This is a genomic window from Brachybacterium sp. AOP29-B2-41 (assembly GCF_052378395.1).
GTDB lineage: Bacteria > Actinomycetota > Actinomycetes > Actinomycetales > Dermabacteraceae > Brachybacterium.
Genome location: NZ_JBQSXR010000002.1, coordinates 232846 through 245227 on the forward strand (window position 1 = coordinate 232846; position 12382 = coordinate 245227).

The 12382-nt window shown below is 69.9% G+C and carries 11 protein-coding genes and 1 tRNA gene; 9 read left to right on the forward strand and 3 right to left on the reverse strand.

Annotated features, from left to right (window positions below):
- Positions 1 to 70: 70 nt before the first annotated feature.
- On the reverse strand, positions 71 to 646 hold the full coding sequence (locus tag ACT3T9_RS03230) for a TetR/AcrR family transcriptional regulator (protein WP_444605954.1): 576 nt from the start codon (positions 644 to 646) through the stop codon (positions 71 to 73).
- Positions 647 to 884: 238 nt separating this feature from the next.
- Here ACT3T9_RS03230 and ACT3T9_RS03235 point away from each other — a divergent pair, with 238 nt between their 5' ends.
- Positions 885 to 1823 (forward strand): alpha/beta fold hydrolase, encoded by a 939-nt coding sequence (locus ACT3T9_RS03235; protein WP_441443136.1) that lies wholly within the window; start codon positions 885 to 887, stop codon positions 1821 to 1823.
- Positions 1824 to 1918: 95 nt separating this feature from the next.
- On the opposite strand, the gene ACT3T9_RS03240 is transcribed toward ACT3T9_RS03235, so the two are convergent.
- Positions 1919 to 1989 (reverse strand) — tRNA-Gly (locus ACT3T9_RS03240).
- A gap of 264 nt (positions 1990 to 2253) precedes the next feature.
- Here ACT3T9_RS03240 and dcd point away from each other — a divergent pair.
- Entirely contained in the window at positions 2254 to 2847 is a 594-nt protein-coding gene (gene dcd, locus ACT3T9_RS03245; protein WP_444502177.1) for a dCTP deaminase, read from the forward strand.
- Positions 2844 to 3746: a hypothetical protein gene (locus tag ACT3T9_RS03250; RefSeq protein WP_444605955.1), complete on the forward strand. Its 903-nt coding sequence runs from the start codon at positions 2844 to 2846 to the stop codon at positions 3744 to 3746. The genes dcd and ACT3T9_RS03250 overlap by 4 nt, the downstream gene beginning before the upstream one ends.
- Before the next feature lie 40 nt (positions 3747 to 3786).
- Here ACT3T9_RS03250 and ACT3T9_RS03255 read toward each other — a convergent pair whose 3' ends face one another.
- Positions 3787 to 5139 carry an MFS transporter gene (locus ACT3T9_RS03255; protein WP_444605956.1) on the reverse strand — a complete coding sequence of 451 codons (1353 nt, stop codon included), beginning with the start codon at positions 5137 to 5139 and terminating at the stop codon, positions 3787 to 3789.
- Between the two features lie 150 nt (positions 5140 to 5289).
- On the opposite strand from ACT3T9_RS03255, the gene ACT3T9_RS03260 reads away from it, so the two are divergent.
- Genes ACT3T9_RS03260 through ACT3T9_RS03285 form a run of 6 tightly spaced genes read left to right on the forward strand, consistent with a single transcriptional unit; the run spans position 5290 to position 12276 of the window.
- Positions 5290 to 8214, forward strand: coding sequence for a Na+/H+ antiporter subunit A (locus ACT3T9_RS03260; protein ID WP_441443202.1), 2925 nt, complete (start codon positions 5290 to 5292; stop codon positions 8212 to 8214).
- Positions 8204 to 8923 (forward strand): Na(+)/H(+) antiporter subunit C, encoded by a 720-nt coding sequence (locus tag ACT3T9_RS03265; protein WP_441443123.1) that lies wholly within the window; start codon positions 8204 to 8206, stop codon positions 8921 to 8923. The genes ACT3T9_RS03260 and ACT3T9_RS03265 overlap by 11 nt, the downstream gene beginning before the upstream one ends.
- Positions 8920 to 10500, forward strand: coding sequence for a Na+/H+ antiporter subunit D (locus ACT3T9_RS03270; RefSeq protein ID WP_441443122.1), 1581 nt, complete (start codon positions 8920 to 8922; stop codon positions 10498 to 10500). The genes ACT3T9_RS03265 and ACT3T9_RS03270 overlap by 4 nt, the downstream gene beginning before the upstream one ends.
- On the forward strand, positions 10497 to 11036 hold the full coding sequence (locus ACT3T9_RS03275) for a Na+/H+ antiporter subunit E (protein ID WP_441443121.1): 540 nt from the start codon (positions 10497 to 10499) through the stop codon (positions 11034 to 11036). The genes ACT3T9_RS03270 and ACT3T9_RS03275 overlap by 4 nt, the downstream gene beginning before the upstream one ends.
- Positions 11033 to 11692, forward strand: coding sequence for a monovalent cation/H+ antiporter complex subunit F (locus ACT3T9_RS03280; RefSeq protein ID WP_441443120.1), 660 nt, complete (start codon positions 11033 to 11035; stop codon positions 11690 to 11692). Before ACT3T9_RS03275 ends, ACT3T9_RS03280 begins: the two co-directional genes overlap by 4 nt.
- On the forward strand, positions 11689 to 12276 hold the full coding sequence (locus tag ACT3T9_RS03285; protein WP_441443119.1) for a cation:proton antiporter: 588 nt from the start codon (positions 11689 to 11691) through the stop codon (positions 12274 to 12276). Before ACT3T9_RS03280 ends, ACT3T9_RS03285 begins: the two co-directional genes overlap by 4 nt.
- Positions 12277 to 12382: the final 106 nt, after the last annotated feature.

Genomic DNA, 12382 nt, shown 5'->3' on the forward strand with positions numbered 1-12382 from the left:
GCAGCTGCGGTTCGAACGGGGCGTTTCGGTTGTCTGCGTCGCGGCGTCGGCGTCGGCGTCGGCGCCGGTGTCAGGCCTCGACGCCCAGGCCTCGCAGGACGAAGCCTTCGAGCGCCTCACGGGCGTAGCGCTTGGCGGAGGAGCCCACCAGTAGACCGTTGATGATGCGCACGGTCGCGTCCACATCGAGATCAGCTGCGAAGTCACCACCGGCCACGCCGTCGGTGACGATCGTGCGCAGCACGTCCTCGATCAGCACCACGTGGTCGCGCATGCGCGCGGCCGTCTCCGGGGTGAGGCTCGCGCCGCCGGAGGTCTGCGGGACATGGAAGGAGATGTTGAGGTCCAGCTGGGTGTGCACGTAGGCGATCGCGGCATCGCGGGGGGTGGCGGAATCGCTCACCCCGGCACGCAGCTGGGCGATGTAGTCCGTCGTCTCATGGATCGCGTACTCGACCAGGAGGGTCTCGCGGTCGGGGAAGTGGTTGTACATCGCCGTGCGCCCCACGCCGGCCGCGGACGCAATGCGGGAGAAGGTGACCGACTCGAACGACTGCGTCTCGAGCAGCTCGGCGAGCGCGGCGAAGATCTTCTCCCGCGTGCGCTCGCGATGCTCCTCGAGGGATCCTCCGATGATCTTGGGCATGCCGCATTCTTACACTTCCGCGAAGATCGACATAACCCGGGCGGCGATGCGCCGACGTGCGGGTTTCCGCGCTGTCCGTGCTCTCCGTGCGGGAGGCTCCTGCTCACCGGGCTCGGGCAAGGCCTGACCCCAGGACGAGGTGGCGACGGCGCTGACTTGGAGGTACGGCGCTGACCTGGAGGCATAGTGACGCACGCGAGTAGGGTGTGCGCACCCAGACCCCCACGAAGGAGTGACGATGGCCCTGCATGAGTTCGAGTTCGAGTCCACATCCGGTCAGGATCGGATCCAAGCCTGGATCTACTCCCCGCCGCAGCCGCGGGCGATCGTGCAGATCGTGCACGGCCTGGGCGAGCACTCGCGTCGCTATCTGCGTCTGATCTCCGCGTTCCTGGACGCGGGCTTCGTGGTCGCCGCTGATGACCATATGGGGCATGGTCGCACCGCCGCTCTGAGCGGGCACTGGCAGGATTCGGGCACGGCCGATCCCGACGGCGTCATCGCCGACGAATGGGCCCTGACTCAGAAGGTCCGGGAGCTCCACCCCGACCTCCCGCTAGTGCTGTTCGGGCACTCCTGGGGCTCAATCATCGCGCGCGGCTATGCCGCGCAGCACGGCGAGGAGCTCGCGGGCCTCCTCCTCGGAGGGATCGCCGCCGCGCAGCCGTCCTTCGAGGCCGTGGCGCTCGCAGAGATCGATGCGGCGATCGCACGGGACGGAGGCGACGCCCCCGCGGGCGCCTTCCTCCCCACCCTGTTCGAGGGCTTCCTCGATCGCTACGACGACGTCCAGGGACCCACGGACTGGGTAGCCGCGGACCGCGGCGTCGTGGCCGACCACGCCAGCGACCCGCTGAACAACTTCCAGGCGGTGATGACCCTGCGGTTCCTGCGGAACTTCGTGGGCCTGTACCGCGAGGTGACCCCCGATGCCTGGTACTCCAGCGTCCCCACGGACCTGCCGGTGGCGGTGCTCGCGGGGGAGGATGACCCCGTCGGCGGCTTCGGGGCGGGTCCGGAGGAGGTCGGCCGGAAGCTGCGCGAGGCGGGCGTGGAGGACGTGATGGTGCGGGTATGGCCGGGATACCGCCACGAGATCCACAACGAGCCGCCGATCCGCGACGAGGTGCGGGACCAGCTGATCAGCTGGATCCAGGAGCATCTGCCGGCCCGCTGAGCTCCGCCTGGCCCCGGGATCTCCCGGCATGACGAAGGGCCCGGCACCTTGTCTCACGGTGCCGGGCCCTTCGGATGTCCTGCGACATCATCGAGAGCGGGTGACGGGAATCGAACCCGCGCTATCAGCTTGGGAAGCTGAAGTTCTACCATTGAACTACACCCGCGAAACGCCGTCCGACCTGGCCTGCCATCCCGGAGGACCACGGCTGCTCGAGCGAACGCGAATCAGCATACCCTCTCCCAGCAGTGCTCCGCCAACCGGCGCCTCGCGTCCTGTCCCGGCAGAGCGCGGGCGCTTGGTCCGCACGGGCGGCAGGCGCCCCGCCGGTGATGCCCCACCCCGAATCTTGCCGTGGGCAGTGATGCTGGGATGCGGGGATGCTGGGACGCGGTGCCTTCCTCGACGCGGGGAGACTAGTCTGGGCGCCGTGCTGCTGAGCGATCGTGAAATTCGGGCCCAGATCGAGGCCGGTCGGGTACGCCTGGACCCCTTCGATGACGAGATGATCCAACCCGCGTCCGTGGATGTGCGGATAGACCGCTTCTTCCGCCTCTTCGACAACCACAAGCACGCGATGATCGATCCTGCACTCGAGCAGGCCGATCTCACGCGTGAGGTGGCGGTCGACCCCGAGGAGGCGTACATGCTCCATCCGGGGGAGTTCGTGCTCGCCTCGACCTATGAGCAGATCACGCTGCCGGATGACGTCGCCGCGCGCCTCGAGGGGAAGAGCTCCCTGGGACGGCTCGGCCTGCTCACCCATTCCACGGCGGGCTTCATCGACCCCGGCTTCCAGGGCCACATCACTCTCGAGCTGTCGAACATGGCGACCCTGCCGGTGGCGCTCTGGCCCGGGATGAAGATCGGGCAGCTGTGCTTCTTCCAGCTCTCGAGCGCCTCGGAGCGCCCCTATGGCAGCGCCGGGAATCTCAACCGCTACCTGGGCCAGCGCGGCCCGACGCCGTCGCGCTCCGCGCAGAACTTCCATCGCACCCTGATCCCTGTCGAGGAGGAGCAGTGACCGCTTCGGTCCCCCCGTCGAGCACCGAGCTGGCACCGTTGAACGCCGAACTGGTGCCTTCGAGCACCGAACTGGTGCCGTCGAGCCCGTCGAGCACTGAGCAGAGCCGCACCCGGCATCGTCTGCAGCTGCCCCGCGACACCGACCCCGGTGACGTCCTCACCATGATCCGTAACGTGCTCCCCGCCGCCGGCGAGGACCAGGACGGCGCGATCGAGCTCGAGGCGCAGGTGCGCCTGGTGCCGGACCGCTCGCCGCGCGGTGCGGGACGCTGGGATCTGGAGACCCCGCGGGAGCGGGAGGTGCCGCTGCCCGAGGGTATGGGTGACTCCCACGGCTACGACCGGGCCTTCCCCGAGGGGATGCCCTTCGGCGCCGAGCGGCGGGCGCTGGACCTCGCCTGGTCGCTGGGCCGTCGTCTCTACGGCGCGGTGGTCACCGACGGCGGTGTGCGGCTCGAGCCGCATCCCTTCCAGATCCGTGATCTGAGCGTGGTGAGCGCTCACGCGCTGGCCCCGGAGTCCCTGGTCGAGCTGCTCGCCCCGCTCGAGTCGGAGGTCTCGCTCGACGAGGTTCCCGAGCATGTCGCGCGCGCCGGATACAGCGCCTCGATCCCGCTGCCGGGAGGGGAGGAGATCTCGGTGCGGGTGGGACTCAGCTCTCGCCCTGCGGCGCTGTCCGCGCTGGAGTGGCTCGACGACGCCGTGGAGTACCAGCTGGTGCATATCACCGCAGACCCGGAAGAGGATGCGGTCGAGGTCCCCTCGGCCGAGGTCGCCGAGCGGTGGGAGCACGCCTACCGGCGGATCGGACTGATCGCCGGGCTGCTCATCGAGAGCGTCGGCGGCTACGTCGTGGACCTCGAGGGATTCCTGGTCGACCCTGCAGATCTCGGCTGACGACGGGCGGGCAGGCCTGCCCCGCTGACGCCTCCAGTCCTCAGTCAGCCGCCGGAGCCCGCCCGGCGGCACCGAGCCGGATCGGCACGAAGGCGATCAGCCCCACGGCCATCACCAGCACGATCCCCAAGATCCCGGTGCGGGTCTCGCCCGAGATCGCGACCGTCGCGGCGAAGGCGGCGGTGCCCAGGAAGCCCAGCGCACGGCCGGTGGTCGCGTAGAGGCCGAAGTTCTCCGTCTCCCGACCGGGCTGCGAGAGCCGGGTGAGCAGGTTCCTCGACGCGGACTGCACGGGGCCGACGAACAGGCAGATCGCCAGGCCGGCGATCCAGAACACGAGGCTCGAGCTGAAGAACAGCACCACCAGGCCCAGCACGATGACCCCGAGGGACCCGGCGATGATCACAGGACGGGGCCCCACGCGGTCATCGACGCGACCTCCGAGGAACACCCCGACGCCGGCCACCAGGTTCGCGGCGATGCCGAAGATGATGATCTCCGTGAAGGAGAAGCCGTACGCGTTCGCTGCCAGCACTCCGGCGATCGAGAACACCGCTCCCAGGCCGTCGCGATAGATGGCCGAGGCGACCAGGTACTGCAGCATGATCGGCTCTTCGCGGAAGGCCCGGATCACGCGGCGCACGATGTGCGCGTAGCCCTGCCAGGGGTTCCACTTCTCGCCGGGGGCGGAGGCGGGGTGCTTCGGGGCCCGCAGCATCAGCGGCATCGTGCCCACCAGGATCCACAGCGCGACGAACAGCGGGATCACCCGGTAGTTCCAGCCGTTCTCGCCGGTGATCCCGAGCAGCCCGGTCCCGGGCATGACGAACAGCACCAGCACCATGCCCAGGCACACGATCGAGCCCCAGTAGCCCACCGCCCAGGCCGTGCCCGAGATGCGGCCCCGGTTGGCGGGGGTGGAGATCTCCGGCAGCACGGAGTTCACGAACACCCCGGCGAGCTCGCTGAACACCACGGCCAGCGCGATCAGGGCCGCGCCGAGCACCAGGTAGTCGGAGTCCAGCGCGACCAGGGGCATCAGGGCGATCACCACGACGGTGGCGAGGGTGGTGACGCGCAGCAGGGTGTTGCGGGCACCGCCCCGGTCGGCGAGGTTCCCCAGCAGGGGAGCGAGCAGCGCGACCGCCACCGCACCGATGGACTGCCAGGTGGTCAGCACCTGTGAGCCGTGAGCCTGCGCGGCCGTGATCGCCGCATCGCCCACGGCACCCTCGGCGGCCACGGCGCTGGCGACATAGGTCGCGAACACGAACGTGAGGATCACCGAGCTGAAGGCCGACATCCCTCCGTCCCACAGCGCGAAGGGGACGACGGGCGGGCGCGCGGGGCGGGAAGCGGACACGTGCGCCTCCGGGTCCGAGATGGTGGCCATGCGCTCACTCTACGGAGCAGCCGGGGTGTCGGTGCCGCAGTCCGTGAGATGTGTGGTCGGATGCCCCTGATTCAGGAATGGGGGCGCGGCCTCCCGTAAGATGTCGTCGGCCCCTTCCCCCTGCTCCGGTTGGAGACTCGCGTGTTCCTGATGCTGCTCGCCCACCTGGTGGCGGCGCTCGTGGGACCCCTCCTGGTGCGATGGATCGGCCGGAACGCCTTCTATCCGCTGGCCGTGGTGCCGGGGGCCTCAGCCCTCTGGCTCGCCACGATCGACCCCCGGGCCCTCGCGGAGCTCCCGCGCGAGGAATCGATCCCCTGGATCCCCGCCTTCGGCATCGACCTGGCCTTCCGGCTCGATCCGCTGAGCTGGGTGCTGGCGCTGATCGCCACCGGCATCGGCGCGATCGTGCTGCTGTACTGCGCGCGCTACTTCCAGGACACCGAACCCGGGCTGGGGCGCTTCGCCGGGGTGCTGACCGCGTTCGCAGGGGCGATGGTGGGCCTGGTGCTCGCGGATGACGTGATGGTGATCTACACCTTCTGGGAGCTCACCACCGTCTTCTCCTACCTCCTGATCGGGCACTACCAGGACAAGCAGGCCTCGCGGCGTGCTGCACTGAATGCCCTGATCTCGACCACCGCCGGTGGGCTCGCGATGCTGGTGGGCCTGCTGATGGTCGCCTCGCAGGCCGGGTCGATGCGGCTCTCGGTGATCGTCGGTGATCCGATGTGGGAGCAGGCCGGCCCGTATCTCGTCACCGCGATGGTGCTGATCCTGGCGGGCGCCACCAGCAAGTCGGCGCTGCTGCCCACCCATTTCTGGCTCCCTGGCGCGATGGCCGCCCCCACCCCGGTCTCGGCCTACCTCCATGCTGCGGCGATGGTGAAGGCCGGGGTCTACCTGATCCTGCGCATGGCCCCGGCGCTGACCCACCTCGAAGTGATCACGATGATCCTGGCCGCCGTGGGTGCGGCGACCATGCTGGTCGGCGGCTGGCGGGCGCTGCGGCAGACGGACATCAAGCTGCTGCTCGCCTACGGCACCGTCTCGCAGCTGGGATTCCTGGCCGCGGTGACCGGCCTGGCCACGCACGATGCCGTGCTCGCAGGCCTCGCGATGCTGATCGCGCACGCGGTGTTCAAGGCACCCCTGTTCATGGTCGTCGGCATCATCGACAAGAAGTTCGGCACCCGTGACCTGCGCGTGCTGTCCGGAGTGGGCAGGGTCGCGCCGGTCGTCGCGGTGATCGGCACCCTCTCCGCCGCCTCGATGGCCGCGGTGCCGCCGCTGTACGGATTCGTGGCCAAGGAATCGATCTACTCCGCGCTCTGGTACGCGGGCGGCTGGCAGCGCCTGCTGCTGCTCGCCCTGATCGCCGGATCGATCCTCACCGTCGCCTACTCCTGGCGATTCGTCTGGGGCGCTTTCGGGCCCGCCCCGGGAGCTCCCCGGGTCCAGAAGCCGCAGATCCCGGTGCTCTACTGGCTGCCGCCCGCGCTGGTGGCCGTGTTCTCCGTGGCGCTCGCCGTCGCCACCGGCCCGCTCGAGGAGGTGCTGCGCGCCTCCTCCTCGGTGCTGCCGGAGACCGGCCCGGGAGTGCACCTGGTGGTGATCCCGCATCTGGGAGTCCCGCTGCTGGCCTCCGTGCTCACCCTCGGCCTCGGCATCGGACTCGCCCTGCTCGCCAAGCCCTTCGCGAAGCTCCAGAAGCGGGTCTCCCCGCAGCGCTGGGCCGACGGCGGCCTGCTGGAGGCCTTCGATGCCGAGCGCGGCTTCCGCCGGATCCTGCGCGGCACCGATGCGCTGTCGATCGCGGCCACCGCGCTGTTCCAGCGAGGGTCCCTGCCCTACACTCTGGGCACGATGCTGGTGGTGCTGATCGCCCTGGTGGGGCCGGTCGCGGTGTCCCAGGCCCCGCTGCCGGACAACCTGGTGCTCTTCCAGCATCCTCTCGAGCTGATCCTGCTGCCGGTGGCGGCGCTGGCGGCCTTCGGCGCCGCCCGTTCCCGTCGGCGACTGCGAGCCGTCTTCCTGATCACCGTGACGGGCTACAGCGTCGCCCTGCTCTTCCTGGTCGCCGGCGCACCGGACGTCGCCACCACCCAGGTGCTGGTCGAGACCGCGATGACCGTGGTGCTGGTGCTGGTGCTGCGTCGCCTGCCGATCCACTTCTCCCGCCGACCCCTGCGGATCGGTGCCTGGGGACGCTGGGGGATCGCGATCGCGACCGCGGTGGTGCTGTGCGGCGGCACCCTGTATGCCGCCGATGCCCGCTACCGCGAGGCGCTCGGCCCGGGCCTGATCGAGCCGGCGTACACCATCGGCGGCGGCCACAACGTGGTCAACGTGACCCTGGTCGATGCCCGCGTCTGGGACACGATGGGCGAGATCTCCGTGCTGCTGGTGGTGGCGACCGGGGTGGCCTCGCTGATCTTCGTCACCCGTCGCGAACGCCCCATCTCCCGGGTGCGCGACCTGGAGTCCAAGACCTCCATCTGGCCCCGACGGATGGATTCCGAGCTGCCCCAGAATGCCCTGGACTTCGACGCCCGCCCGGATGACGTCTCCGAGGGCAACCGCTGGCGGACCTGGCTCTCCGCGGGACTGACCCTGGCCCCCGAGAGGCGCATGGTCATGCTCGAGGTCATCACACGCCTCGCCTTCCCGATGATGATGATGTTCTCGGTGTACCTGCTGATGGCAGGGCACAACCTGCCCGGCGGCGGCTTCGCGGGCGGGCTGGTGGCAGGTCTCGCCCTGGCACTGCGCTATATCGCGGGCGGCCGCTACGAGCTGAGCGAGGCCGCGCCGGTGCAGGCGGGTCTCGTGCTCGGCGCCGGGATGGCGATCGCGGTCCTGGCGGGCGTGCTCCCGGTGCTCTTCGGAGGCACCGTCTTCGCCAGCGCGACCCCGGTGGTGCAGGTGCCGCTGCTGGGGGAGCTGCATTTCCCCAGCGCACTGATCTTCGACGTCGGCGTCTACCTGGTGGTCGTCGGCGTGATGCTCGACTTCCTGCGGTCGCTCGGATCGCAGATCGACCAGCAGCAGGAGGCGGAGATCGATGCCCGTTAGTCTCTCGCTGCTCCTGATCGCCGGGGTGCTCATCACCTGCGGCGTCTACCTCATGCTCGAGCGCACCCTCTCGCGGATCATCCTGGGCTTCGTGCTGCTGGGCAACGGCGTGAACGTGCTGTTCATCATCGCCGCCGGGAAGCCCGGGCTGCCACCCTTCGAGGGCACCGGCGATCCTGCGGAGATGACCGATCCGCTCCCCTTCGCGATGGTGCTCACCGCGATCGTGATCTCGCTAGGCATCACCGCCTTCGGCATGGCCCTGGCCTACCGGGCCTGGCAGCTCTTCGGCCACGACGAGGTCCCCGACGACGTCGAGGACCGACGGGTGCTGCGTCGGCGGAGGCGCCGCCCCGAGGAGACCGACCACCTGCCCTGGTCCCAGGCGCTCTCGGAGGAGTCCCGCCGCGGTGCCCTGGCACAGTCCCAGGGACTACTCGCCGCAGAGGACGACGATCCGCTGGGCTCGGACCTCACCAGTGCCGAGGACGTCCCGCAGGACGCCACCGAGGCCGACGAGGGAGGTGCGCCGCCGCCCCCACGGCCCGGCCGTCGCCGTGCCGACAAGGGAGGGAAGCGGCCCGAGGACCCGCCGCGCGCAGGGCACTCCGCTGCAGACCAGGCGTCCCAGGACATGGGCAGCGTGCCCGGCGCGGGCCCCGCCACCGATACCGACCGAGAGCACACAGATGGGCGGGGTGAGGGATGAGCATCGAACTGCTCCTCGCGCTGCCGGTGATGCTTCCGCTGGCCGGTGCCGCGTTCACGCTGCTGCTGCGCCACTACACCCGGATCCAGCTCTGGGTCGCGATCCTCACCCTGGCCGCGATCTTCACCGTCTCCATGGTGCTGGGCTACTACGTCTCGCAGGAGGGCGTGCTGGTCCTGCAGATCGGCAACTGGACCCCGCAGCTGGGGATCGTGCTGGTCGCGGACCGTCTCACCGCGCTGATGCTGCTGGTCTCCAGCTTCGTCACCCTCGCGGTGCTGGTGTACTCGAGCGCGCAGACAGTCAGCGAGAACACCGAGCGGACCCCGGTGGCGATCTACCATCCCACCTACCTCGCCCTGGTGGCCGGGGTGTCGATGGCCTTCCTCGCCGGCGACCTGTTCAACCTCTACGTCGGCTTCGAGGTGCTGCTCGCGGCGAGCTACGTGCTGCTCACCCTCGGCGGCTCCGCCAGCCGTGTGCGCGCAGCCACCACCTATGTGATCGTCTCGCTGCTGAGCTCGGTGATCTTCCTGGCCGCGATCGCCGCCGTGTACTCCGCGACCGGCACCGTGAACCTGGCAGAGCTCGCGGTCCGGCTGGATGGCCTGGACCCCGGCATCCGGATGGTCCTGGAGCTGATGCTGCTGGTGGCCTTCGGGATCAAGGCCGCGATCTTCCCGCTCAGCGCCTGGCTGCCGGACTCCTACCCGACCGCCCCCGCCCCGGTCACCGCCGTGTTCGCGGGCCTGCTGACGAAGGTCGGCATCTACGCGATCCTGCGCCTGGAGACCCTGCTCTTCCCGGCCTCGCAGATCCAGAACCTGCTGCTGGCCGCGGCGGCGCTGAGCCTGTTGATCGGCATCTTCGGTGCCGTCGCGCAGACGGACCTCAAGCGAGTGCTGTCCTTCACGCTGGTCTCCCATATGGGTTACATGCTGTTCGGCATCGGGATGAGCACGCAGCTGGGCATGGGCGCAACCATCTTCTACGTCGCCCACCACATCACCGTGCAGTCCACGCTGTTCCTCGCGGCGGGCCTGATCGAGCACCGCGGCGGGACCACCAACCTGATCAAGCTCGGCGGGCTGCAGAAGCTGGCCCCCGTGATCGCGGTGCTCTTCTTCATCCCCGCCATGAACCTCGCCGGCATCCCGCCCTTCTCCGGCTTCATCGGCAAGGTGGGGCTGATCGAGGCGGGCATCCAGTACGACCGCACCGCGGGCTGGATCCTCATCGTCATCAGCGTCCTGACCAGCCTGCTCACGCTGTATGCGATCGCCAAGATCTGGAACCGCGCCTTCTGGCAGGAGCCCAGCGCCGAGATCATCGCCCGTGACGTCCCGCTGCCCAAGGTGATGGGCGGGGCGACCGCCGCGATGATCGCCTTCTCGCTCGTGCTCACGGTGCTCGCCGGCCCGATCATGACCTACGCCGACAATGCGGCGAGCTCCATCCTCGAGCGCACCCCGTATGTGGGCGCCGTGCTCGGCGACGAGGCCGCCGGCGAGCTGCAGTACCGGATCGATGACGCCGGGCACCGCCTCGACGGCAACGGGCAGGAGGTGGACGAATGATCTCCCGACGTTTCAGGGACCTTCGGCATTCATGGATCTGGGCGCTGGTCTCGGTGGCGCTGTGGTGCCTGCTGTGGGGTGGTGTGGACCTCAAGAACGTGCTGGGCGGCATCGCGGTCGCCGTCCTCGTCTTCGTGCTGTTCCCGATGCCGCCGACGGGCCACGAGCTGACCCTGCGCCCGGTGCGCTTCCTCCTCTTCGCGGCCCGCTTCCTGGCCGATGTGGTGGTCTCCGCCATCCAGGTCGGCTACTACTCGCTGCGCCCGGGCCCGCAGCCGCCGAGCTCGGTGATCGCTGTGCGGATGGCGTCGCGCTCGGACTTCTTCCTGACCTTCACGGGCGTGCTGTGCACCCTGATCCCCGGCTCTGTCGTGGTCGAGGCGCAGCGCGCCACCGGGATGCTGTTCCTGCACACCTTCAACACCGGGACTCCCGAGGAGGTCGAGAAGGCGCGGGCACAGGTCCGTGCCCAGGAGGAGCGGCTGCTGTGGGCCGTCGGCCGCCGCGAGGTCCTCGAGGAGGCGGGTCTGCGATGAGCACCTTCGAGATCCTGCTGGTCATCTATGCCGCCATCCTCGCGGCCGCTGCGCTGGGCGTGGTGTACCGGATGGTGGTGGGCCCGACGATCCTGGATCGTGCGATCTCCAGCGACTCCCTGGTCACGCTGGTGGTGATGGGCATGGCCCTCTACGCCGCGCACGCCCAGGCGGCCTGGGCGGGGCCGGCACTGCTGGGACTCACCGGCCTGGCCTTCATCGGCACCGTCACCTTCGCCCGCTTCGTGGCCCGCGAGGACCCGATGCAGGGCCGCCGGACCCGCCACTCCCGCGAGCCGCGCACGGACACCGGCCCCCATGAGGCGATCCACCCCGACCCCTCCAGCTCGGAGGCCTGGGACCAGGCGCCGGGGGGCGCATCGGACAGCACACCGGGCAGCACGCCGGGCAACACCTTCGTCGACGCCGAGTCCCAGGACCCGCTGACCGCCGAGGACCCGCTGGAGGATCCGCTCCAGCCGGGGGAGGCTCTCGAGGAGACGGGCCGGCCGGGGGAGGGGCGCGACGCCCCGCAGCAGCCGGAGCCGTTCGAGGACGGGGACGAGCACGGGTTCGGTGCCCAGCCGGGCTGGCGCGGCTTCGAGGACGAGCGCCGCGGCGTCCGTGATCCCGGAACGACGGAGGAGCCCCGATGACGACGATCGAGATCATCGCCGCTGTGCTGATCGCCGGCGGCGTGCTGCTGGGCGTGGTCTCCGCGATCGGGCTCAACCGCTTCGACGGCGTGCTGATGCGCATCCATGCAGCCTCCAAGCCCCAGGTGCTGGGGCTGATCCTGGTGTTCAGCGGGGCGGCGCTGTTCTCGGGCTCCTGGTCCCTGGCAGCCTTCCTGCTGGTGGTGCTGCTCGCCCAGATGCTGACCGTGCCGGTCTCGAGCGTCATGGTGGGCCGTGCCGCCTTCCGCCGCGGCTTCGTGCGCGGCGGCGACTACGCGATCGACGAGCTCAGCCCCCGGCTGGCAGATACCGATGATGATGACGATGACGAGGACGGCTTCATCGACGAAGAGGGGGACGATCACCGGGGGATGGCCGACGGCGACGTGGATCGCTTCCCCGAGAACGTGCTCACCGAGACCGTCGAACCGCTCACGGATCCCAACTGGGTGGACCCGGAGGAACGCGCGGACGACGTCGAGGACGAGGACATCATCGATATCGACCTCGACGACGAGACTGAGCTCGAGGCCGAGGAGGTCGCCGAGCGCGACCACCGGTGACGGGCCGACACCCCGGCTCGTCGGCCCGCCGCGCCTTTCGCTCCGCCGGGCCGGCCCGCCCGCCCCGCCGCGCCCTTCGCTCCGCCGGGCCGCCCGGCTCGCACCG

Bases quoted from the DNA above. Each gene is read 5' to 3' on its own strand.
- ACT3T9_RS03230 (WP_444605954.1), bottom strand. From the start codon at position 646: ATGCCCAAGATCATCGGAGGATCCCTCGAGGAGCATCGCGAGCGCACG.
- ACT3T9_RS03235 (WP_441443136.1), top strand. From the start codon at position 885: ATGGCCCTGCATGAGTTCGAGTTCGAGTCCACATCCGGTCAGGATCGG.
- ACT3T9_RS03255 (WP_444605956.1), bottom strand. From the start codon at position 5,139: ATGGCCACCATCTCGGACCCGGAGGCGCACGTGTCCGCTTCCCGCCCC.
- ACT3T9_RS03260 (WP_441443202.1), top strand. From the start codon at position 5,290: ATGCTGCTCGCCCACCTGGTGGCGGCGCTCGTGGGACCCCTCCTGGTG.
- ACT3T9_RS03265 (WP_441443123.1), top strand. From the start codon at position 8,204: ATGCCCGTTAGTCTCTCGCTGCTCCTGATCGCCGGGGTGCTCATCACC.
- ACT3T9_RS03270 (WP_441443122.1), top strand. From the start codon at position 8,920: ATGAGCATCGAACTGCTCCTCGCGCTGCCGGTGATGCTTCCGCTGGCC.
- ACT3T9_RS03275 (WP_441443121.1), top strand. From the start codon at position 10,497: ATGATCTCCCGACGTTTCAGGGACCTTCGGCATTCATGGATCTGGGCG.
- ACT3T9_RS03280 (WP_441443120.1), top strand. From the start codon at position 11,033: ATGAGCACCTTCGAGATCCTGCTGGTCATCTATGCCGCCATCCTCGCG.
- ACT3T9_RS03285 (WP_441443119.1), top strand. From the start codon at position 11,689: ATGACGACGATCGAGATCATCGCCGCTGTGCTGATCGCCGGCGGCGTG.